This is a genomic window from Acetivibrio ethanolgignens, from assembly GCF_001461035.1.
Lineage (GTDB): Bacteria > Bacillota > Clostridia > Lachnospirales > Lachnospiraceae > Velocimicrobium > Velocimicrobium ethanolgignens.
This window is the reverse complement of the sequence record NZ_LNAM01000160.1, coordinates 1-23001: the sequence shown is the minus strand read 5'-3', so window position 1 is coordinate 23001 and position 23001 is coordinate 1. Positions and strand designations below refer to the sequence as shown.

Annotated in this window: 21 protein-coding genes; all 21 read right to left on the bottom strand. The window is 36.4% G+C overall.

The features are described from left to right. Position 1: 1 nt before the first annotated feature. The gene (locus ASU35_RS10450; protein ID WP_058352966.1) at positions 2 to 1786 is read right to left on the bottom strand and encodes an HAD-IIIC family phosphatase; all 1785 of its coding nucleotides are present in this window, start codon (positions 1784 to 1786) and stop codon (positions 2 to 4) included. A 100-nt stretch (positions 1787 to 1886) separates the two neighbouring features. Beyond that, a complete protein-coding gene (locus ASU35_RS20225) occupies positions 1887 to 2033 on the bottom strand; it encodes a hypothetical protein (RefSeq protein ID WP_242861259.1) in 147 nt (48 codons plus the stop codon). A gap of 738 nt (positions 2034 to 2771) precedes the next feature. Then, positions 2772 to 4310 (bottom strand): murein biosynthesis integral membrane protein MurJ, encoded by a 1539-nt coding sequence (murJ, locus tag ASU35_RS10435; protein ID WP_058352964.1) that lies wholly within the window; start codon positions 4308 to 4310, stop codon positions 2772 to 2774. Positions 4311 to 4317: 7 nt separating this feature from the next. Continuing rightward, positions 4318 to 5595, bottom strand: a complete 1278-nt coding sequence (locus ASU35_RS10430; RefSeq protein WP_058352963.1) for a hypothetical protein — start codon at positions 5593 to 5595, stop codon at positions 4318 to 4320. A gap of 30 nt (positions 5596 to 5625) precedes the next feature. After that, entirely contained in the window at positions 5626 to 6753 is a 1128-nt protein-coding gene (locus tag ASU35_RS10425; RefSeq protein WP_083504250.1) for a glycosyltransferase family 4 protein, read from the bottom strand. Between the two features lie 13 nt (positions 6754 to 6766). Continuing rightward, positions 6767 to 7738 carry a GNAT family N-acetyltransferase gene (locus ASU35_RS10420; RefSeq protein ID WP_058352962.1) on the bottom strand — a complete coding sequence of 324 codons (972 nt, stop codon included), beginning with the start codon at positions 7736 to 7738 and terminating at the stop codon, positions 6767 to 6769. Beyond that, a complete protein-coding gene (locus tag ASU35_RS20480; protein ID WP_058352961.1) occupies positions 7722 to 8264 on the bottom strand; it encodes a DapH/DapD/GlmU-related protein in 543 nt (180 codons plus the stop codon). Before ASU35_RS20480 ends, ASU35_RS10420 begins: the two co-directional genes overlap by 17 nt. Next, a complete protein-coding gene (locus ASU35_RS10410; RefSeq protein ID WP_058352960.1) occupies positions 8251 to 9252 on the bottom strand; it encodes a hypothetical protein in 1002 nt (333 codons plus the stop codon). Before ASU35_RS10410 ends, ASU35_RS20480 begins: the two co-directional genes overlap by 14 nt. A 39-nt stretch (positions 9253 to 9291) precedes the next feature. After that, positions 9292 to 10038 (bottom strand): acetyltransferase, encoded by a 747-nt coding sequence (locus tag ASU35_RS10405; RefSeq protein ID WP_058352959.1) that lies wholly within the window; start codon positions 10036 to 10038, stop codon positions 9292 to 9294. Beyond that, the gene (locus ASU35_RS10400) at positions 10038 to 11111 is read right to left on the bottom strand and encodes a Gfo/Idh/MocA family protein (RefSeq protein WP_058352958.1); all 1074 of its coding nucleotides are present in this window, start codon (positions 11109 to 11111) and stop codon (positions 10038 to 10040) included. Before ASU35_RS10400 ends, ASU35_RS10405 begins: the two co-directional genes overlap by 1 nt. A 15-nt stretch (positions 11112 to 11126) precedes the next feature. Continuing rightward, positions 11127 to 12440 carry a nucleotide sugar dehydrogenase gene (locus tag ASU35_RS10395; RefSeq protein ID WP_058352957.1) on the bottom strand — a complete coding sequence of 438 codons (1314 nt, stop codon included), beginning with the start codon at positions 12438 to 12440 and terminating at the stop codon, positions 11127 to 11129. Next, complete coding sequence (locus ASU35_RS10390) at positions 12437 to 13693, bottom strand: glycosyltransferase family 4 protein (protein WP_058352956.1); 1257 nt, start codon at positions 13691 to 13693, stop codon at positions 12437 to 12439. The genes ASU35_RS10395 and ASU35_RS10390 overlap by 4 nt, the downstream gene beginning before the upstream one ends. Further along, positions 13690 to 14667 (bottom strand): ATP-grasp domain-containing protein, encoded by a 978-nt coding sequence (locus ASU35_RS10385; protein WP_058352955.1) that lies wholly within the window; start codon positions 14665 to 14667, stop codon positions 13690 to 13692. Before ASU35_RS10385 ends, ASU35_RS10390 begins: the two co-directional genes overlap by 4 nt. A 1-nt stretch (position 14668) precedes the next feature. Beyond that, positions 14669 to 15850 carry a type III PLP-dependent enzyme domain-containing protein gene (locus ASU35_RS10380; protein WP_058352954.1) on the bottom strand — a complete coding sequence of 394 codons (1182 nt, stop codon included), beginning with the start codon at positions 15848 to 15850 and terminating at the stop codon, positions 14669 to 14671. Continuing rightward, entirely contained in the window at positions 15847 to 16461 is a 615-nt protein-coding gene (locus ASU35_RS10375) for a sugar transferase (protein ID WP_058352953.1), read from the bottom strand. The genes ASU35_RS10380 and ASU35_RS10375 overlap by 4 nt, the downstream gene beginning before the upstream one ends. Positions 16462 to 16473: 12 nt before the next feature. Then, positions 16474 to 17661, bottom strand: coding sequence for an aminotransferase class I/II-fold pyridoxal phosphate-dependent enzyme (locus ASU35_RS10370; RefSeq protein WP_058352952.1), 1188 nt, complete (start codon positions 17659 to 17661; stop codon positions 16474 to 16476). Continuing rightward, complete coding sequence (locus ASU35_RS10365; RefSeq protein WP_058352951.1) at positions 17651 to 18592, bottom strand: hypothetical protein; 942 nt, start codon at positions 18590 to 18592, stop codon at positions 17651 to 17653. The genes ASU35_RS10370 and ASU35_RS10365 overlap by 11 nt, the downstream gene beginning before the upstream one ends. Before the next feature lie 283 nt (positions 18593 to 18875). Further along, entirely contained in the window at positions 18876 to 20714 is a 1839-nt protein-coding gene (locus ASU35_RS10360; protein ID WP_058352950.1) for an O-antigen ligase family protein, read from the bottom strand. Between the two features lie 82 nt (positions 20715 to 20796). After that, a complete protein-coding gene (locus ASU35_RS10355; protein WP_058352949.1) occupies positions 20797 to 21315 on the bottom strand; it encodes a hypothetical protein in 519 nt (172 codons plus the stop codon). 1 nt (position 21316) lies between these two features. Further along, positions 21317 to 21991 (bottom strand): hypothetical protein, encoded by a 675-nt coding sequence (locus ASU35_RS10350; RefSeq protein ID WP_058352948.1) that lies wholly within the window; start codon positions 21989 to 21991, stop codon positions 21317 to 21319. A 4-nt stretch (positions 21992 to 21995) separates the two neighbouring features. Then, complete coding sequence (locus ASU35_RS10345; protein WP_058352947.1) at positions 21996 to 22721, bottom strand: hypothetical protein; 726 nt, start codon at positions 22719 to 22721, stop codon at positions 21996 to 21998. Positions 22722 to 23001: the final 280 nt, after the last annotated feature.

The window sequence follows — 23001 nt, the reverse complement described above, 5'->3', positions numbered from 1 at the left end:
ATTAGTCCACCACCTTTATATATTTATTTTTATTTGTATAGCCATTCTTTAGATCTAACTCCCATACTGTATCGCCATTTTCATTTTCCGATACCCTAGAAAATCCCTGCAAAGCATAGAAATCCTTTACCATTTTATTTTTCGCCGTTGGATAATAATAGCCTATGAGCCTTTCTATACCACGTTCTTGACACCGCTTCACCAAAACATCCATCATGGCAAATTCCATATCCCGCTTTAATACCCGGCAACTCATAAGCCACAGATCAATATGGAATACCGCTTCCTCCTGATGTCCGAAAACCACGGATACTACGCCATTATCCCCGAACTTATCCTCCAGCTTTCCATAAAGGGTAATATAACCTTCCTCTTTTGCATACCCCTCAATATCACTTTGGCTGCACCGTTTTGTTGTTAAATTAAATTGGTTGCTCTTATTCGTAAGCTGGGCGATTCGGGACATATAGATTGGTGAAAATGCCCCAATCTCTGCTTTCATTTCCAGAAATCTTAGATAATCGCCATAATCAGAGAAGCTGACCTCCTGCTGCTTCCGTTCCATATTTTCCTTATACATCGCATTCCTTTTGACATCATCCTCAGAAAAGCTCGTTACCTCAAAGAAACCGGAACGGTCTAAAATCCGGATATAAGTTTCCGGCGTCTGGATCTCCGGCACGGCAATCCCTTCTATTTGAGAAGAAACGATATGCCGCTCTGCCGGGTTATCATCGACAAAGACTAGGCTATCCGCTCCAATATTTAATTCCCTTAAAATTTCTTCGATATTTCTGTCCTTTGGATTCCAATTTGCCCTAATAACAATAAAATCCTCGGGAGTGAGAACACTATCCGGTCGGCTAAGTCCTGCGATTGCATTTTCATAATCATTTTTTGAATTAATGTTAAGCATAATTCCCAGATCTTTGTGAGCCTTTAGGTACGACTGAAACTCGCTGTAAATTTGTCCAACTGAGGTTTCCTGCCCAATTTCAATATTTTCAGCCCCATCATCTCCTACTATGCCACCCCACAGCGTATTATCTAAATCCAGCGCAAAAGCCTTCCTGTTTTTTCCATAAATGGATTTTATGATATTCGCTATATTAAATGCCAGCTCCGGGATCGCCGGAACCGCCAGCCCATACTTGTACATATGCCAGTAAAAAGGATCTGCCCACTTCTGAATTCCATAGCAGGCTGAAAGATAATTTATATCATTGATATAGAAATTTTCGTGAGTATTAGCATATCTGTAAAATCTGCGGTTCAACTCAGTGATAAAATTTACCCTGCCAAAAGAAACCGTCGCATCCTTATTTCCCAAGAGCCGATAAAAGGGTAACTCAAAATTATTCTGGATAATCGGGCAATGATAGGTTTCCGCTATTTTATCCCACATCATGGTATAATGCTTCTCTGTATCCTCCAACAGCTCAGATATCTCCTGTTCCAAGGCACTGACCTCTGGGTATCTACTTACATTCCTCGCTGTTGTATGAATATAGATTAAATCCGGAGCAAACTTTACCAATTCCTGATTATCAAACATGACATCCTGCCAATACTGAGCATACTCCGATTCATAAAAGGATGCTTTAATTCCAAAATTCAATAAAAACAGTTCCAAAACTGCCTTGATGTCATCTGTTGTACTTCCCCCCAATATGGCTATTTTCTTCTCCAGAAAGCTTGTCCTTTCATTTTCCAGCAAAGTACGCTTGATTGCCTTTTTCTTTTTTAATATGTAAGCACTATCAAAAGGATATTCTAATTCCTTCACTTAATTTTCACCAGCCTTTTCCCCGCATAAACTTTTTATTTATTTATTTTCTGCTTCTATGTCGAAATTTGGTACAAGTTAAAATGAAGTTTTCCTCATCTTAACTTGCCCGTTGCAATTCGTTCTGCTGAAGCCTGCGATACAACTCTTCATAATCATTAGAAGACATATAATCACAGATTTTGAACCGGTTTAGCCATTCTCTTTTAATCAGAGAATGAAATGACTCAATATATGCATTATCCATGGATATGCCTTTTTAGAATAACTCACTGTATATTTATGGTTACACATTTGTATTCTTGGTATATTATAATGGCTACCAAGATTATTTCAGTATTTTTGAAAGTGTCCAAGCAATGACTTTTCTGGAATATATATCTTTTTTTGCTTTGACGGCTTCACATCTCTTTTCTGTATTAGAAATGACACATTTTGCCATGCACGATAACCGAAGCGGGAAACGCCAAGATGTTTCAATTTTCTGAATACAGAAACCCAATGTCTAACCTTATGGATAGTTTCTTCCATCTCCGTTACTTCAAGATAAATGGCTTTCGTCATTTTCCCAGAATGTTAATTGTTTTTTTAATGCTTCAAGAGCGTCCTGTGATTACGTAATTCACATTTTAATTGTGCGATTTCTTTGGCTTCATCAAAAGTATAGTTTATGAAACCACGACTTTCGATATCACCTGTATCACACAGTTCCTTCTGCTAGCGTAATAATTTCTACTGCCTGATTCTAAGTTTAAAGCACACCCTGCAGTCCTAAATCCTTATAATCATAATAATATTGAACTGCATCAAGTTTAAATTGTTTATCATAGTGCTTTGCCATAATGAGATCCTTTTTCAGTGCGGTACCCACATTGTACCATGAAATATTCGATTAGGAATTCTCATTTTGACTTTTCTTATCCTTAAAAAAAACTCACCATTCTACTAACAGCATAGAATAAAGTCCATATCCAGCATAACTTAATTATATCTCCTTCTTAAATTTTGCTTTCTTCTCATCTCGTATTCTTTTAATCACATCCATAATTACCTCTTCCCTCAATGCAATTAATATTACAAAATAAATAATAGCTATCAATAATGACTTTAAACCAAAATCAATAAAAATATTTTTGTTTCCCACATTATATACTACCAGCATTATTAAAAAGCTTATACTACCTGCTACAAACTCTTTATAGTATTTATATACACATTTTTTATCTAATACAGCTACATATTTCTTATTAAAATTAATCATTAAAATAACCATAAATATAAGGCTTGAAATAGCTGTCGCTCCAACTATCCCTAAAATTCCAAACGGTTTTACTAAAAGAACAGATAATGTAATATTAAGTAAAACTTCACAAATACTAATAATCATTGGCCTTTTCGTATCATCATACGCATAGTATGCCCTGGTAAGTACACTTTTGATTGTCGCTGGTATTATGCATATTATATAAGCTACAAGCCCTTTTTGTGTTTGATAAATTGCTACATCTGAAAAATTTCCATGTCCATACACAATGCTTACAATTTCATAAGAACAAAAAAATACTGTTATCATAATTGGAATACAGATAATAAATGCTATTTTATATACTTTACTTAAAATTAATTTAACATATTTTTCATTATTCTGACATACAGCATCTGACAGTTCAGTAAACATTACCGTTGAAAGTGGGACATTAATAAGCCCTGTAACAAATTGATACAAAACTGCTGCATAGGAAACAGCTGTAACCGCTCCTTCTTCTACCATCAGAAGCAATGCCTTATCAACAACCTGATTTATTTCCACTGTAGCTTGACTTAGTAAAATAGGTGCCGCCTGTAGCATTAAAATTTTTACTGCAGAATCCCAAATACCATATTTAACAGAAATCTTAGCATATGAAGATCCTTTTGCATACAAAACAAGAAACTGCACACAATATGAAACAAGTACAGCTAACACTAATGCCCAAACTCCAATACTATCAGCAAAACTAATTATTATAACGATTAATACCACACTGTTAATGATCGAAGATATATTAGCATATCCATATATCTTTTCCGAATTCAATAAGTTTTGATATAAAGACACCAATAGAGAAAAACTATAACCTACCAAAAGTACTCTCAAATAGTTTACTGTTATTTCATATAGTTCTCCCTCATAAGTAGGAGCTGCAACCTTAATTATTATAGGTACCATGTATTCCAAAAACAAAATAAATACTATTGATCCTATTAATAATACTGTTACTATTTTAGTACTAAATTTTTTCACTTCACTCCTTTCCAATCTATTTTTCTTTTGTATATACAGCGGAACAAAGGCAACTGAAATTGCTGTCGTAAGCATATATAAAATATTAGATGCTACCCCGTTTGCAATATTAAATGCATCTGTATAATTAGTTGCACCAAAATAGGAAGCTTGGATAATTGTCCTAATAAAAGCTATTGCTTTAGCAATCAGGGAAAGAACAAATACCGTACCTATCGATTTTACTACTTTATTTTTCATACCTGCATCATCCTGTTAATCTTTCTTTTTCTTTAACACATACGGTACTTTTCTCTCGTTTCAATAAATAAAGAATAATTATCATAATAAATATTCCATGCGATAATATATTTGTAAAAAAGGCTGAAGAAATGAGTGACAGAGAAAACTTAAGTATGAGAATAAAGAGTACTTCATTTTTTATCCCATACGCAGCTCCATCCAAACATTTCAACAATAAAACAATTAAAATAGGAAAAATAATTACACCGATTCCTCCAAAGTTAAGATAAGCATCCGAAAATAAGCCATTATTGCAACTTGATCCTGATCCATTAAATTCACCTATTATCTTGGAAATATTATCATAGGGAGATTCTCCCAATAAACTTAAGCTTCCCCTAAAATAATCCTTTTCCCGTATACTAAAGTAATTATAATAATCATAGTTTAATTGTGCTGGTACAAAAGATACACGCCTAAAAAAAAGTGATATTGTAATCAATTTTGACATAAACTTATATTCTAATATTCCAACTCCGCCTAATAATAATAAAGCATAAGGAAATATCCATAAATAATCCTGTATTTTTTTGATTACAAAATACGCTATCACACCTATTATAATGGTAAATAACATTCCTTTTGATCCATCGATACAAAAAGTCAAAAATCCTATAATCCATAAAATAAACGAATAAGCATAATGCTTTTTATCAAGTTCATATACTATAAAAAAAGGAATGACCAGTTTAGACATAGAATATATATATGAAATAATTCTTGAATATCTGAAACTACTTACCAATGCCCTTTGACCATAAACATCGAGAATATTCGTTTGTATATGCATCTTCGCATACCTAATCCATATATAAAGAGTAACACTTGTAAAAATACACACTAACAATCGTTCCACTATTCTTCCGCTAAATTTAATAGATTTAAATCGGATTGTCTTGATTACTACTGTCAAAATCATTAAAAAATAGTAATACACAAGCAACAAAATAAAAAATTCTGTTCTCATAAATTCAGCCATCACCAATGCCGGGAAAAAACCTATAATAATAAGTACTGTTACAACTTGATAAGATACTTCCTTTTTTTTTGATGCATGACTTAAAAACAAAATTGCTGGAAGCAATAATAATATAGAAATAATGGGATTAATTTGCCTTCCCTCATATAAAAAACCAGAATAGTCCCAAAATTTATGTATATAATTTAAATAAAGATGTTTTAAAAATAAATAGTATAGAATTGCACCAATAGAACACAAGATATTTTTTTTTACTATTTTCATATTTTCCGCTCCACTAATTTACCTAAAACTTTACTGCCCTACTAATACTTCATATAGCTCAAGTAATTTCTTTTCCTCTATACTCCAGTTGTATTTTTTTAAAACCATTTTTTTTCCGTTTTCTCCTGCTTCCCTCTGCACCGATTTATCACTTAGTAATTTTTTTATCTTATTTGTAATCTCATCAATATCTTCCGGATCAACTATTTCACCAAACTGATACTTCTCCATCACCTTTTTATTATATGGAAAATCCGACAAGATTACCGGCAAACCTGCCGCCATATATTCGTATACCTTAGTTGGCAGATTATCTCCCTTATTGTACTGCCCTACCGGTAATAGAGTACACATTCCGATACATACTTTAGAATATAAATCATAAATCTCTCTACGATCCAAAAATCCCAAATACTTCACAGCCTTGTACTCTTCCATTTCCATAAGTTCCTGCTCATAAGCATCCGATGAAAATTTTCCTGCCAAATATAATGTCACATTTGCCTGATATGCTGCCTTTACCAGATTAGTTATTCCTCTGTCAACAGTCAGGCTTCCCACATAACATATCGCATTTTCTTCTTTTGTATTTACATCCGTTATCTCTACTTCAAGTTCTTCCAGCCTTGGAACATTATTAATATAAGCAACCCTTTTTGTCCTGCCTTTAAATGGATTCTTTCCTAATACCGTTCCCGGACAGATAACAGCATCTATTTTTTTAATAATTACAGTTTCTATCAGCCAATAAACCCTTGCCAATATTTTTCTGAAAACTAATGGGATATATTCTTTTTCCCGTATTTGCAAATTATATGTTTCATGGCTATCAAAAACAACTTTTTTTCCTTTTCTTTTCAAAAATGGTGCAATCAGAAGGAGTTCTGGGTCATGTAAATGGTAAATTTCCGCATCTACTTTTTTTGCCAAATCATAAATTTTCTTTACGCCAAAACACATTCTTTTGACTCGATTGTTATATTGTGTATTCGTTGTAAGTATCTTTACTCCTCGATAATTTTCTTTTTTCCCAATATCATTGACTAATAAGCATACTTCATATCCATTTTCTGCTAAAGAAACACATTCCCGATACAAAATCCTGCTATCATATCTTGGGTGAACACTGGTAAGATGGCAAATCTTCTTAGTTTTCATTCTCTTTTCTCCCTTATTTTCTCTGATCCTCTATCCTCTTTTCTGTTTCCATTCTCATAATTTCCGGATTAAATACCTTTCGGATCCTGAAATATGGTTTTGGTACTGCCCCATACTCTGCATTTGATTTTGAAATCCTTTTTATAACAGAACCTTCAAAATCATAAATCAGCCCTTTTTCATGTGCTAACTGTATTTCCATCCATGTCATTGCACTATAGGTATCTAAATTCTGATATTCCGGGATTCCTCCTCCAAGCAAACGATACAGCTTTTTTTCATCCCAAACTAGAAAAGATAAGCTTGCAATCTTTCCTTCTTCCGTTTTTGCCACCATCATCTGGCAGCTTCCATGCTCTTGGCAACCCTTTACCAGCCTTAGCCATAAATCATAACTAAATGGACACCGCAAATTCTGTTTGCGGAATATTTTCTCATGCTCCTCATAAAAGAGCTTTACATCTCTGATTTCTTCATATACTGCATTTTTTAATCCCTTCTTTATCTTTTTTCTTCTATTTCCTGCAAAACTTTCCCATATTGCATCCAAATCAGATGTGTTTCCTATCTGATAGGTATATCTTGTAATTTCTTGATACTGATTCCAGAAAAAAGGAAGCCAATTTGTAAATTCCGTTTGATACTGCTGTTCATATACATCAACTCCTAATCCCTCTATGAAACAACACGCTGAATTAATAACTTCTTCTTCAAATTTAGCTTTTGCCAAATCCTTTGCTCCCTCCGGATACTGAAAGATAATTCCATTATTTTGAGTCAGCGGGGCTTTGGTAATATAATTATAATTATTTCTTTTTTCCATATAATAAGGCATAGCTGCAACTACTACTTCATTTTTCTCATACAGCCACACATTCCAATTCTCCTCCCCACATACGGCATCCATCCACCAGGGCTTGGAATAAATCGGTACATAGGTGGTCTTACAAAATTCTACATATTTTTCTTTATTTTCTTTCATCATCTGATTCCTCATATAAAATATCCCTGATTTTTTTCGCTGGTACTCCTGCCCAGATACTATAACTGTCTACATCCTTTGTTACAACACTACCTGCTCCAATCACCGCACACGTTCCAATATGTACCCCAGGTAAAATTGTCACATTTGCTCCAATCCAAACCTCATCTTCAACAATAATTCTTTCTGATTTTCTTATTCTTTCTAAATAAGGTACCTGCAATATTTTCTCTCCATTGTTTGCATCTGACTCTCCAACAAATGTAACATAGGGAGCAATCGAAACATTTTTTCCAATTCGTATCTCTGTTTTAGGACTATTCACTGCTATCATTCCCAGATTAGAATACGTTCCTTCTCCCATATGCACATTTAATCGTTTCCAATACAATTTTCTGATTCTTGCGTCTGTATAGTAATAAGCAATCATCTTGCAAAATCTCTTCGGCATAATCTCACTGTTTTTTTGTAAAAAATTAAAAATAAATCCATCCAGTTTTTCTAGTATACATTTCTTAATTTTCCACATCTTTTCTCTCCAAAAATCTTAAAATAACTTCTGCTATCTTCTGCATATCCGTTTCCTTATATCTTTGGTCAATAGGTACGGGTACGATATATTGGGCCCAATGATATTCTACTTTTGATATATCTTCCAATCGTAGTAAATGCTTCCACCACATTGGTACATAAATCTTGTTTTCAATAAGATGCTCCCTTAGACCTTCCTTTTCTATCATAAATGGATACATAAAAGCACTCTGCGAAGTAAAATCTACTTTTAAACCATTCTTATGACTTAATTTCTGATGAAGAAAGTCAAAATTATTTTTTCGCTTTTCTTTAATCTGTTCCCACGGTACTGCTTTTAAATATTCCTTTGTCAAATAACTCATATCACAAAAATGCTCTTCTATCTTTTTCTCATTTTCTTTATAATGACTATATTGTGAATTGGAACCTTGATCTAAAGCTTCACACAAATACCTCCAATCAGCTTCAAAAAATCCCCTTTGCTCTTCAATTCCTCTTATCTCCTTTTGTACCAAATAGGCTCCTTCCGGTACCCCTAAAAATTTTCTACAAGAATAAACATAGTAACAACTATAGTTTGCAACATCGGGATCATAAAATAGTGCCTGTGTATTATCGAAAATTAATTGTTTTCCATATTTTTTTCTAATGGTATTTATACTTTCTTTTTTCATACATCCATACCAATTTACCCATAAAATCATTTCGCTTTTTTCAATATTTGATACCTCAGGCATATAGTCTTTTGTCAAAAAATACTCTCTAACAATCACTCCATGATCTTTTAAAAATTCTTTCACAGAAGGACATAAATAGTATGGTAACCACACGCTATCTGCTCCATAGTTTCTTACTGCTCCTAAAATAGCTGAACAACCACTATTAAAAGTAATATGAGGATAGTTATAAAACGGATTCTGATTAAAACATATTTTTTCTAAAGGAAGACAACCTCCATATTCTTTACTCTGCTGTGCTAGCATTAAGCTGCCCTCCTTTCAGGCAACTTAACAAGTAAAGTATTACATACCCCCCCCGAAATTTTTATAACCATTTAAAATTTGTCCCATTATTTCTTCATCCTCTTTTTCTTGTTTCTTTCTTCTTAAAGTATATTCTTCCGGTACTCTTTCTGTTGTGATCTTTCCTATGGCAGGAAAACACACACTTCCCTCCACCGTATCCTTAGAAAGCTTCGCTCCGGCTGAAACCAGCGTTCTCTTTGAAAGCTTCAAACCATTTGTTACTACAGAATTAGCTCCCAGAAAACAATAATCTCCTATTTCGGTCCCTCCACAAACAACTGCGTTTGGTGCAAAAAAGCAAAAGCTTCCACAACAGCTATGATGGGCAATAGAAACCCCGTTTTCCAAAAAGCATCCCTCTCCAACCTTTGTAAAAGGTGCCAGAAAAACCCCAGGATAAATAATACTTCCCTCGCCTACAGCTTCGGCATAAACCATTGCCTTTTTACTAATATAAGTAAACAAACGATATCCGTTTTTCTTGCATTTTAAAAATTTCTCTTCTCTGTTTTTTACCATATTTTTATAACCAAAGGACAATACGATCTGATACTCTTCCGCTGAAAACAATTTTTTCATTTCTTCAAATTCATATACCTTTTTTCCCAGTAACCAATCCTCTTTTTTATATCCCTCGTCCACTACAAAACCACAAGTTTCTGCCGCTCTGTCCTCAGAAAGTAAATAAAACAGCTGCTGTGCCTGCTGGTTAATTCCATAAATCAGTACTTTATCCTGCTCCATTAAAATTCTCCCTGCATATCCATACTGGCAAACCCGGTTACCGGAAACCTTACCACTTCTCCTGTCTTCTGACTTTTATAAATAGCCAGTACCAGCTCCAAAGCCCTTCTTCCAGCATAGGCATCAACATAAGGCTGTCTGTCCTCTTTGATCGCCTGTACCATATCTGCAAAAAGACTGGTATGCCCATTTCCATAGACGTTGCTGGTAGCTTCCTCTAATCCCTTATTTTTCTTATCTTTTTCTGTCTCATCTGCAAAGTCCCAGACATCAATGTTATTCGTGGATTTACCACCCAACTTCACTGTTCCCTTTTCCCCAAACAAGTAAAGGGTTTCCTCCAGATTCTGTGGATATACATTGGTTGTTCCTTCAATGGTAGCTACTGCTCCATTCTTAAATTTCACTACCGCCATTCCAAGATCCTCCGCCTCCAGATAGTGATGGAACTGCTGTTTTGTCACTCCATACACGCTTTCCACCTCATCTCCCATCATCCAGCGGAGCAAGTCTATTCCATGGATACACTGGTTCATCAGTGCCCCGCCATCCTGTGCCCAAGTACCCCGCCATGGTGCCTGGGTATAATACTCCTGATTCCGATTCCAGCGTACATGAACAGAGCCATGGGACAGCTTTCCAAACCGCCCTGCTTCCAGTGCCTGCCTCATTTCCTGCACTGCGATATTAAAACGGTTCTGATGGCAGGCAGCTACCTTGACCTCTTTTTTCTCCGATAACGAAATAATCCGGTCTGCCTCTTCTAAGGACATGGCCATCGGCTTTTCTATGATCACATGGACGCCCTTTTCAATGCAATAAAGGGCAATTTCTCCATGTAAACCGCTTTCTGTAGCAATACTTACAAGCTCCGGCTTTACCTCTTCAATCATCTGTTTATAATCCGTATACCGTTTGATATCGGGATCCGTATGTAACCCGTGCTTTTCCAGAACTGCTTCCCTATGCTCCGGCAAAATATCACAAACGGCTGCAATTTCCAGCCGGTTATTTACTGCTGCTTTGATATGGTTTGTAGAAATCCTTCCACAGCCAATTAATGCATATCTCATTTTGTTTCCTCTATTCTATAATACTTCAATATTTTCTCTGTTCTTAATCTGCTTCATGACATTCTTGGTATCAAATACTGCCACTGCATTTTCCTGTATCATCGGATAATCTACATTCGTATGAGCCGTTGTCACCATAACCAAATCATACCCTTTTACGATCTCCGGGCTGATTTCCTTTAATCCAGTTACAACCTGTCCATGCTCCTTATAGGAAGCCACCCAAGGATCGTAATAATCCACCTTAGCTCCCTCCCGGTTTAATACCTCGATCACACGGATAGCCGGGCTTTCGCGATAATCATCAATATCCTGCTTATATGCCACGCCGAGGACAAGAACCCTGGAGCCATTCAATGCCTTCTGAAAACGGTTTAAAATCTTGCCTGCCCGTTCCACACAGTATTCCGGCATCCGGTCATTTACCATCATGGAGCTTTCAATCATGGAAGTATGGAATCCATACTCCCTTGCTTTCCAGGATAAATAATAAGGGTCAAGAGGAATACAGTGTCCGCCTAAGCCTGGGCCCGGATAAAATGCCTGGAAACCATAGGGCTTTGTTTTCGCAGCATCCACTACCTCCCAGAAATTAATGCCCATCCGATTGCAGAGCATTGTCAATTCATTCACTAAACCAATATTGACATTACGGTAGGTATTTTCAAGAATCTTTTCCATTTCCGCTACTGCCGGAGAGGAAACCTCATGGACATCTCCCTCCAAAACTGCACGGTACATGGCAGCAATGACTTCTGTCGCATCCTTTCCAATCGCACCCACAACTTTTGGTGTATTCTTTGTCTTATAGATTAAATTGCCAGGATCAACCCGCTCTGGGGAAAATCCAAGATAGAAGTCTTCGCCGCACTTTAACCCGGAACCTTCCTCTAAGATAGGCTTAATCAACTCTTCCGTTGTCCCCGGATAGGTCGTAGACTCCAACACTACCATCGTATTTTTCTTTAAATATTTAGAAATTGCCTCCGTAGAACTTTTTACGCAACTGATATCCGGTTGCTGGTGCTCATCCAATGGGGTCGGAACACAGATTGCAATAAAATCCACATCCCGAATAAAACTAAAATCTGAAGTTGCTGACATCATACCGCTTTCTACCAGATGCTTCAGCTCACTGTCCACCACATCACCGATATAGTTTTCTCCCTGGTTTACCATATCTACTTTAGCCGACTGCACGTCAAAGCCAACGGTTTTAAAACCTGCCTTTGCCTTTTCTACTGCAAGGGGAAGCCCTACATAGCCAAGACCTACGACGCCTACCTTGATTGTTTTTTCTTCAATTTTTTTTAAGAGCTGTGCTTTCATTTTCTTCTCTCCGTATCTTTTAAAATTTTTTCCAGTTTATCCGTTAATACTTTAAAATCATAATTTTCTATGCATTTTTGCATATTACTTAAATATACAGACCTTTCCTCTTCTGTCATAAAAAAGCATTTTAAAATTGCTTTCTGCAGTTCTTCTTCATTTTGTTTTTCTGTCACAATACCACACTGATATTCTTCCAGCAAGTCATATCCCATTTTTACATCTGATACAATTATTCTCTTCGCTGCCAGATATTCAAATAATTTATTCAAGCTACATCCGTATCGATTCAAATCTGTTTTCTGCCAATGCAATAGATTAATATCTGCTTTAGACAGAATATAAGGAATGTATTTTTTCTCAACTTTTCCTTTAAAAATAATATTATTAAGTTGCAATTCTTTACATTTTCTTTTTAACTCTTCTCTTTCGTCCCCATCCCCCCAAATCAAAAATTTAATTTTGGGTTCTTTTTTCTCTAACTCTCTGGCACATTCAACAATCATTCCTAAATTGTTTACTTTTCGTATTGACCCTGCATAAAGCACTTTAAAAATTTTTTCATTATCTAAATCTTTTTCACAGATCTGGAAATGTTCTTTATTATATTCAAATGTGTCTAAATCCACTCCATTATTAATATAGTAAATTTTTTGAGGTGTAATATCTTTTGTCCATCCCTGCTCCTTAATATACTGTTTTCCTCCTGCCATAGTAAAAATCAGAGCATCTGCTTTTTTATAAATCCATTTTTCCATTCGATATAAAAATTGTATTATTAAATTTTTTTTTGATAAATTACTAAATTTTACAATAGCTTCCGGCCATAAATCTCTCAACTCACATACGCAGGGAACCTGTAATCTTTTCCCTATCCATATTCCTGCTAACAATGTTAGCGGATGCACACTAGAAGCTAATATTATATCTGGTCTTTTATTTTTCTTGATAAATTTCTTTGTAACTGGAAACAGTTGAATATAAAAACTTATCATATTTTTTATTCTGCTAATTCCATTTCCCTGATAAGATGGCGTTTTTACAAAAACATAAGGTATTCCGTCTACCGTATCTTCCTTATATTTCTTTTCTCCTGTATCTATATTTTTATCTGTATTATGCACTGTAGACGCACAGAAAATGGTTACATCATACCCTTTTTTTATTAAATATTTTGCAAAATAATAATGCCTTCCTCCACGATCAAAGAAGGTATCCGTTGCATAATGATTCATAATCCATATTGTTTTCATCTGGTTTTCCTCAGGTCAGAAGCAACCTTTACATCCAAATACTTCATCATATAAATTCCCGCTTCATAGTTTCCTATCATTTTTTTATTCTCTATTCCACTGAGATTATTTATTATATATTCTGGAAAGTTTACTCCACACTCATACGCATGTGGATAACCGCCTCCAAAACGTGGATTTACTTCTGAAATAAAATACCTGTTTTCCTTTTTAAAAATATCAATATCTATATGGCCGACTGCTCCAAGCTTTTTTACAAATTCTTCAATCAGCTCAAATAAATAGCTATCCTTTATAGATACAGATTTATCCGTTTCTCCTGCACGCATTAAAAGCTTTTGTTTTGTGAATATAGAAACTGTCTCTTCACTCAGCAAATCAATATAAACATCTGCACCAATCTCTATTCCTTCTATGCATTCCTGGATAATGAGCTCTGGATTTTGCTCACACAATAGCTTTAACTTTTCTATAGAGCCAACCTTCTGTGCTTCCATACTACAGCTTCCACATCTTGGCTTTACAAAAACAGGAAATTCTGCCTCTTTTTTCTCATATGCTTCCCAAAAATCCAAAAAATTTTTATATGTAAGCACGGTTGGTATTTTATTTTGATAACAAAATTCAAACATCTTGTACTTATCAAAACAAATATCAATTACATCATAATCTGAAACGATTGGGATAATTCCCTTATCTAAAAACCTTTTCTTATTTTCTGCTAAAAGTGTAAGTTCCGGATCTATCAGGGAAAATACTGCATTAATATGTTCTTTTTCACATATACTTATGATTTCATCCACATATCCGGCTTCTTTGATAGGCGAAACTAAATAATACCCATCTGCCTCATATAATGCTGGTGCCAGTCCACTGCAATCAGTCGCTATCACTCGACTTCCTTCTGGAAGTTCTCTTTTAAAATACTCAATAATCTTATTTCTGGTCCCACAGCTTAAAATTAAAATGTTCACTTTATTGATCCTCCCAGACAGAATTTTGTATGTAATTCTCTTCTGTCCAACTTTCTCTTACACAAATAATTCCATTTTGATTTTTCCAATAAACAGAAGGAAAATATTGAATAAATAGCGGAGTTAAGCACATTGTATAAGCACCAACTTTTTTATATATAATCCTATCACCTGCTTGAAGTTCTTTTTCGTTTTCGAGTTTAAACAGACGATCATTTTCCATACAAGTAAACCCACTTACTATCTGTTTAGGTATTATTTCTCTATGCTCTTGGTTTCCATATTCAACTTCCCAAAAATATCCCTTTTTCCTCATTAAAGGATCTATATTAATGCGGCTTCCATCTGTTACAAGAAAATTGTTTCTTGTGGTTCTCTTTACATCTAATACGCTTGTCACAAAATCCACTGGAGAAGAAATAATCGATGTTCCAGGTTCTACAATCAATTTTGTACTCTTATCGGAAAAACTCTTTTTTAATTCCTCAGAAATAACCCTAATGTATTCATCGAATTGCGGCTTATTCTCCAGTCCTCCAAAAAAGCCTCCACCAATATCTACATATTTTAAATTTAAATAAAATTTCTGTTCTATTTCACAAGCCATTCTGGCAATTTTTTTATATACATTTACACTTCTTGTCTTTGTACTGTTATGAAGATGTATTCCAGCAATTTTTATATGCTCCATTCTCTGTAGCTTTTCTATCACAGCTTTTAATTCGCCATTTTCATAGCAAAAGCCAAACCGGCTGCCTTCATTTCCTCCACTGGTTTCCCCAGGACAATACTTTTCCAAATCAAAATTCACCCGGATGCCAATACTGTAATCCTTATCTGGCTTTAATTCCTGCAGCCAGACAATTTCCTGATTAGAATCAATGTTTACAATCGCTCCGGCCTCCAATCCCTTTAAAAAGCTTTCTTTTCCCTTTACAGGCCCATTATAAATAATATCTTCTGTTTTAAATCCCAATTTATGTGCCAAATAAAATTCATTCTCTGACACCACCTCGGCATAAATACCTCTATTACGCATATAACCCAGTAAATAAGGCAACGCATTTGTTTTGAAAGAATAACCTATAATACAGTTACTCCAGTATTGATTTAATGCATTTTCCAGCTTTACAATATTTTTTTCCAGTTCTGATTCATCAATAATAAAATATGGTGTTTTCATACATTTCCCTTAAAATCTTCCATCGTAGCAGAAGTCTCAGAATGTATTCCTTCCCTCTGCACTACCTTTTGCAAAGTTTTCCATATAATCCTACAATCCAAATACAAATTTATATTTTCAACATATTCAGCATCATAAGCAAACCGCTCTTCCCAGCTTAGGATATTTCTTCCATTTATCTGTGCTAAGCCAGTCAGTCCCGGCCTTACACTGTGTCTTTTTCTTTGTTCTACATTATAAAGAGGAAGATATTCTACTAATAAAGGCCTTGGCCCTACAATACTCATATCTCCTTTTAAAATATTCCACAACTCTGGCAATTCATCTAAACTGGTTGCCCGTAAGACTTTTCCAAATTTAGTCAAACGTTTTTCATCCTCCAGCAGTTTTCCGTCTTTTCCCTTCGTATCCTTCATAGTGCGAAACTTATAAATATAAAATATTTTTTCATGAAATCCCGGTCTTGCTTGTTTGAAAAGTACAGGTTTCCCCAAATTAAGCCTTACCAGGATAGCCACAATTACCAGCACTGGAGCCAATACAACCAGTGCCATTCCTGAAAATAAAATATCCAGAATTCGTTTGCCATATCTTCTATAAAATCGGTTCATTGCATTCCTCTGCTATTCTACAAGTAATACTTTACATACTCTTTCCAGATCATCATCTGTCATTTTTGTATCTGACGGAAGACATAACCCATTGCAGAAAATATTTCCTGCCACACTGCTATCTGCTCCCGTTTTTTCATCTACGATCTTCTGTTTTTCAACCTCAGTAATAAAATCACAATGGTTAAATACCGGCTGAAGATGCAATGGTTTCCATATTGGCCTGCTTTCTATATCACTTTCCTTAAAAGCTTCTATTATTTCAAACGGCCGCTTTCTCTCACCTGACAGCTGCACAGCAGTCAACCAGCAATTATTTCTGGAATCCATTTCTCTCTCCTTAGGCATCATATGAAAGCCTGTTATTTTCCCAAGCTTTCTTTCATAGAAGTCATAAATATATCTCTTTTTTTCTACCCTTTTATCTAAAATCTTTAATTGTCCTCTTCCAATTCCTGCAACAATATTGCTCATACGATAGTTGTATCCGATTTCTTCATGCTGATACCATAGAGCTTGTTCTCTTGCCTGGGTGGCCCAGAAAAGTACTTTCTTTGCTTTTTTTTCTGCATCTTTTGTATTAATAAATAGCATTCCCCCGCCAGAAGTTGTAATAATCTTATTTCCATTGAAGCTGATAATTCCATAATCCCCAAAGGTTCCCGTATATTTTCCCTTGTAAAGAGTTCCCAGACTTTCCGCTGCATCTTCGACCAATGCTACTTTATATTTCCTGCAAATATCTGCTATCTTTTCTATTTGGGCACTGATCCCATATAAGTGAACAACAATAACTGCTTTCGGCAGCCTTCCCATCTTCTCATATTTTTCAAAGGCCATCTGTAACGCAGCTGGACTCATATTCCATGTTTCTTCTTCACTATCAATAAATACTGGTATTGCCTTCTCATATATAATTGGATTTGCTGTTGCTGCAAAGGTCAAGGATTGACAAAATATAATATCTCCTTCCTTTACTCCAATAGCCTTCAGAGCCATATGAATTGCTGCTGTTCCAGAAGACAATGCTACTGCCTTTTTTGCTCCGGTTTTTTCTTCCATTTCCTTCTCAAACTCCGTTACATTTTTACCTAACGGTGCAATCCAATTTGTATCAAAAGCTTCCTTTATATATTCCTGCTCATACCCCTCTTCACTCATATGTGGAGATGCTAAAAATATATGCTCCTTATTGCCCATATGACATATCTCCTATTTGCTCTTTTGTATTTAATATCCAGGAACTTTCTCCGTCATTGTAAAGTCCTGTTCCGATACTTACTACCTTATCAGAAGGCATTGCTGTTTTCCATACCCTGTAATCCACAATATCTGTGTAAACAACTTCATTCTCCCATATGTAAAAGGCATTATTTCCAAAACCATATTCTCTATTTGCTTCTGGCAAATCTTCTATATTTCTTACAAACCATAAAACCGGAAAGGAAGTGCCTTTTCCATCTTCCAGAATTGTTTTGTCCACTATATAATATAAATTCTCTGCATTATAATAAATCCACATTCCCTCCGAGAAATAATGAAACAGCCTAGCCTCTTCCAGTTCTTTTTCCAACTCAGTTCCAGCAATCTCAGGTGCCACAAAGGTCTTTGGATTATACTCTGTCATTTGCTCCTGATAAAGAAATTCATCTGTTGTAACAGTTCTTACATATTGTTGTTCATTTCCATTTTCATCAACATAGTCTGTTGTATAACGGATGAGAATTTCATATACACTATCTGGGTCCATTTTGTTTTTCTTCAAGCTTCCTTCAAAGGAAGCCCCTGAATAGTCTTCACCATCAGTATATCGTTCTGCTATTTGTACTGGTGCTGGATTTTTCTCCATCTTTGGCCACAGTGCTTCGCCTGTTTCTGTATCCTGCAGAATCAATTCACATCTACTGTTTTCGTTATAAATATTTGTATCAAAGCCCCACCCAGTTAATGTAAGGCTTCCATTTTCTTCACTAATCGATGTAACTTCTTTTAAGATGGTATAAACCGGTTCCGACACTGTATAAGCATGCAAACGCTCCATATTTGTTTTGGTGTTTACTACAAAAGCGATTACAATTGCAACAACACAAATGCCAATATGCACTCCATACAGCTTTATCCATTTTTTCATGCTAATCCTCCAATCTGAGAATTTCAGCTACAGTCTAATTACACTAATGGCAAATTAGTAAGTAACCTATAACACATTTTTCTAAATATTTTATTATAATAACTTATCTAAATTTATTCTATTTAGAAGTTCAAGCAGTTTCCTCCATTCTATATCTACTATCTCAAGTCCCCGCTTGAACCACTTATATCATTCTTATTTATCCCATAATTTCAAATAACAAATTCCCAATTCCAGCTTATTCGACTACAGCCACTTTCTCCTTCTCTGTCTCTCTCGCCTGCTAATCTTCTCTTTCTTCCAAATCCTTCTTTACCAACTGGTTTACTGCAAATCCAAGCCCCAGAATCACCCAGGCCAGGGGAGCCAATGCTACACAGGAGTCATTGGAAATGCCAAGAATTCCATAGCCGGTAATACCCATCAGAATGCCGAGGGCTAGACAGCTGTATTTATCCTTGAAGTTGGATTTCCAGCAGAGCTTGATGGTCTGTAGCACATACATAACTGCCAGGGCTAAGAAACAAAGAGCTGCTACCACTCCATACTGCACTGCCATTTGCAGATACATACTGTGTGGTTTCGTCATAATCTGATCCTGATAGCCGGCGTTGATACGGGCTACATAATCATTCTGTGGAAATACCAAAGCGAAACTATCAGCCCCCGTTCCCAGAAGAAAACTGTCCTTCAGCAGTGGTATCGTTCTGGACCAGATGTAGCCACGACCGGTAAAAAGCCCATCGCTGTCTGTAAATACGGCTGCATCTGCCTTTATCATGTCATCTGCTTTGTAAGCAAAGTTCATATAGCTGTAGCCATTACTGCCCTTGGCAAAGCCGTAGCGATGTCCTGCAGCACTGATTTCTGCGATGTAAGGATAATTGCCATACCCGCCATATATAGTGACTGTAATTGCTGAAAATCTTTCATCAGTAAAATGTACAATATTATTTTCGTCCATGGTAAAGGCAAGCTCTGTGCCAGCCTCATCCCAAGCCTTGAAATACGGTGCTCCGTCACTTCCAGGCTCGCACAGCATGGAAATCCCAGTACCATTGTATTTTAATGTAACATAGTCTGACTCAACTGTAAAGTCCTCAACTGCATAGACATTCTCGGTTGGGGTTAATGCATTTTTTACATACTGGACTACATCTACATTGACATAGTTCATGTAAACGCTGCCCACATAGAGAATGGTCAGGCCGTACATCAATATAATCGGCACATATTTTATCATCTTTCTTCCATAAATAATAATTCCAAGCAATGCTGTAGCTATCAAGGACAGTAAAAATGCCTTTGAACCAGAGCCCAGTGCACACAGGAAAACTACAATAGAAATAATGCCCCATGCCAGTTTTTTCTGCCACTTTCTGTTACCAACGCACAGCATAATACTGACTGGCAGAATCAGGGCTGCAAATACACCAACATAATTTGGATTGTAGAAGGTCAAATATACCTGGTGGTTGCCGCTTCCGGAAAAATTAAAGGAAAGCTGCTCCTTAAGGGCTGCATATTTAGAAGGCACATAAAGGCTTTTTCCAAAAGCAGACTCCCAGATATCATGTCCCAAAAGCTGTGTAATTCCGATAATTCCAAGAATCGCCAGCACTGCAAACAGGCCCTTCTGTAATATGTCAACATCTTCCTTTGTTTTTACAAAATAATAAGTATAAACTGCCACAATGCAGTAGGCCAACACTACCCATACAGACTCAAACTGCTCATAGATACCGGAAAAACCGTAGCTGCGGTATTTGGAAAACAGCGTGGACAATAATGTCAAAAATGCAAAAACCGCTAGTGGTATCAGCCACTTTGCCTGCTTAAGCCGCTCCAGTTCTGCAGTTTTCCTGCTGTTTTTATAAAGGGTATAGCAAAGAACTGCTGCCATAACCAGTGCCGCCGCCACCAGTGCAACTCCCTTATAATATAAGAAGATATCAATTTCCTCACTCCGGTCAGGGAACCATGGATACTGCTCCAGCCCGGAATCATATATATATAGACGCATAATCAGCGGAACAATACACATTACAAACAAAATCGGTAGCAATGTATAATTTCCGCCTGAAGGCTTACCGCTTTTCTTTTTTTGCATCTGCCTGCTCACTTGTCGTACCTCTCTATCCAATGTATTCTCTCTTGCTGACTATTTATTTTAACACACTTTTCTATAAAAGAAAAGAAAGAATTTACCCAATCTCCTTTTTTAGCTCTTCCTCTATCTCCTCCCGCATACGTTCCTTCAGCTTATCCCGATTGATTTCTCCATTTTTATAGGCCTTTACAATCAAGCTTTTTACCTGCTTTTTTGTTATGGTACACAATTTATCTGCATTAATAGCTTCCATAATTAACTGGGCAAATTTTCCAATACTGCCATAATTAACTCCAATGACATCCCGATGTGTTTTTGCGAGGCCATCCACTGGAGTATTTCCATCGGTTTCGGCCAAGGTAAACCCATATTTTAAAAGTGTTTCTTCCGGAATCGTAAGGACATTATAGGTCACTGCCTTGTCTCCACCACTTGCCAGAGCCAGTACCGCCTGGTCTAGCTCCTCCATGGAATCTATTCTCCACAAGGAAATGGTATCCTGCGTCGTCCTGAGATCTCCTGTGACCGCATCTGCCCTGACATCACAAACCGCCGTAGCTTCCCCTTTTTGCGGCCACTTTGCCGGTGATATTTTTCTTATGTAAAATGCCAATTTACTCACCTTCTTCAAAATCTGCTATCAGCATCTCCAGATAATTCTGTAGCCATTTTTCCTCAAAATAAAGGGCTTTCAGTACAGAAAGGCACGCCGGATCCTCCCAGTTTTCATAACAGCGAAGGCCGTATTCCCGCACCTCACAATCCCAGTGTCTGGTTGCCGCCAGGGCCATAATCGGTCCTGCTGGCTCTATCATCTTATATTCAATCTGCGAAATCACCTGTAGCAAATTTACAAACAATGAGGTATGCTCAAACTCCTCCAGATAAATGCTCTGTAAAACAGACTGGGTCTTTTCCTTATCTATTTTCAGCTGGTTTTCCACATAAAGCTGAAGCTCCGTAACTGTACCCGGATCATAAATGTCATTTTTCAAAAGGCTTATTATATATACCTTCTGATCCTCTGCTTTCCGCCGTTTCTCCTGTGGGAAAAAAGGAAGTATTTTTGTCGTTACGGCTTGATTTTTTATACTCCACATCGGCGTTTTTTCAACTGCGGCCTCTGTTTCACTGCAGTTTCTTGCAAAAGCCTCTGCTGCCTTTTTTATCGCCTCTGTCTCCGGCCGGTTAAAATTAATCCAATAAGTAAGTAGCCTTTCCTCATTTCCATCATTTTCCGGATTCTCTTTAAAAAAGACTGCCCAGCTGTTTTTTTCCTTTTCACTCATAAAATCACTCACCTATAATCTGTTTCACCAAAAGCTCTGATTTTTCGTTCATTTTCTGGCAAAAGCTTATAATCGTGTCCTTCTCAAACCGCGGGACTACATTTTCCTGGAAGGTATTCAAGTCAAAATCCAGCTTAAAGCCATCCATCATAACCGTCTGTAAGCCTTCCATCCGTTCAAAATTCACCCGGTTAATTAGCGTGATCATATTGCACAGCTCCTGGCTTCCCGCCTGCACTTCGATATTTTCCCGTGCTACTACTCTGCTGCTGCACTCAACAATATCTGAACCTCTATAATATGGAATATAGCCAAACTTTTCCTTTACAAAGGTACTGCTTTCCTCCTTCGTCAGCTTAAATAGCATATATTCTTTATAGACAGCCAGGCGGTAGGCCTTTCTTTCATATTTTTGAAACAGCCTTCCCATAATATCAGCTGCCTCCGCTGTCATCTGCTTTACCTCCTCTGCTGTAAAACCGCCCTCTGTACTTGCGATACTCAGAAGATCAATTCTATCATTGAATATCATGATTTTTTTCTGATTTCGCTCCAAGGCAAAAGCAAGCTTCGGTGTTTGCATATTCCCGAACTCAAAAGCATCTGCCACCGCTGGCATCATATTGTAATCACTGAATTCCTGTAAAATATCAATCACTGTTTTCGGCTCTGCCTCTAAATTTGAAAAATTTACAAAAGCAGATACCTTATAAGAAATATTTGCTAACATAACATCCCTCCATCCATACCTTTATAGTATCATGGTTTCCTATTCCGGGCAACTTATTATTTTCTTACATTTTTCAGATTTAAGTATTCCCTGCCCTTCCTTTTTATAATAACGGTCTGTTTCGGTGTCGCTTCGGTGTCAATACAGCGTTTTTTATTGACTGCGGTATAGCTTTTTCTTATTATTGCCAGGTTTAGAAAGTTGAAATTTAAAAAATGCAGGATTATATTTAAGTATCCTGCCACTTCCAGGATTTTCCATACATCTTGGTTTTGGCTTG

What these genes read in the sequence shown, in the direction of transcription:
- ASU35_RS20225 (WP_242861259.1), bottom strand. Translation starts at nt 2,033, where the DNA reads ATGGATAATGCATATATTGAGTCATTTCATTCTCTGATTAAAAGAGAA.
- ASU35_RS10380 (WP_058352954.1), bottom strand. Translation starts at nt 15,850, where the DNA reads ATGAAAACACCATATTTTATTATTGATGAATCAGAACTGGAAAAAAAT.
- ASU35_RS10375 (WP_058352953.1), bottom strand. Translation starts at nt 16,461, where the DNA reads ATGAACCGATTTTATAGAAGATATGGCAAACGAATTCTGGATATTTTA.
- ASU35_RS10390 (WP_058352956.1), bottom strand. Translation starts at nt 13,693, where the DNA reads ATGAAAACAATATGGATTATGAATCATTATGCAACGGATACCTTCTTT.
- ASU35_RS10425 (WP_083504250.1), bottom strand. Translation starts at nt 6,753, where the DNA reads ATGAAAACTAAGAAGATTTGCCATCTTACCAGTGTTCACCCAAGATAT.
- murJ (WP_058352964.1), bottom strand. Translation starts at nt 4,310, where the DNA reads ATGAAAAATAAAGTAGTAAAATCGATAGGTACGGTATTTGTTCTTTCC.
- ASU35_RS10400 (WP_058352958.1), bottom strand. Translation starts at nt 11,111, where the DNA reads ATGAGATATGCATTAATTGGCTGTGGAAGGATTTCTACAAACCATATC.
- ASU35_RS10405 (WP_058352959.1), bottom strand. Translation starts at nt 10,038, where the DNA reads ATGGAGCAGGATAAAGTACTGATTTATGGAATTAACCAGCAGGCACAG.
- ASU35_RS10395 (WP_058352957.1), bottom strand. Translation starts at nt 12,440, where the DNA reads ATGAAAGCACAGCTCTTAAAAAAAATTGAAGAAAAAACAATCAAGGTA.
- ASU35_RS10370 (WP_058352952.1), bottom strand. Translation starts at nt 17,661, where the DNA reads ATGGGCAATAAGGAGCATATATTTTTAGCATCTCCACATATGAGTGAA.
- ASU35_RS20480 (WP_058352961.1), bottom strand. Translation starts at nt 8,264, where the DNA reads ATGTGGAAAATTAAGAAATGTATACTAGAAAAACTGGATGGATTTATT.
- ASU35_RS10345 (WP_058352947.1), bottom strand. Translation starts at nt 22,721, where the DNA reads ATGTTAGCAAATATTTCTTATAAGGTATCTGCTTTTGTAAATTTTTCA.
- ASU35_RS10410 (WP_058352960.1), bottom strand. Translation starts at nt 9,252, where the DNA reads ATGCTAGCACAGCAGAGTAAAGAATATGGAGGTTGTCTTCCTTTAGAA.
- ASU35_RS10365 (WP_058352951.1), bottom strand. Translation starts at nt 18,592, where the DNA reads ATGAAAAAATGGATAAAGCTGTATGGAGTGCATATTGGCATTTGTGTT.
- ASU35_RS10420 (WP_058352962.1), bottom strand. Translation starts at nt 7,738, where the DNA reads ATGATGAAAGAAAATAAAGAAAAATATGTAGAATTTTGTAAGACCACC.
- ASU35_RS10430 (WP_058352963.1), bottom strand. Translation starts at nt 5,595, where the DNA reads ATGAAAATAGTAAAAAAAAATATCTTGTGTTCTATTGGTGCAATTCTA.
- ASU35_RS10350 (WP_058352948.1), bottom strand. Translation starts at nt 21,991, where the DNA reads ATGAGTGAAAAGGAAAAAAACAGCTGGGCAGTCTTTTTTAAAGAGAAT.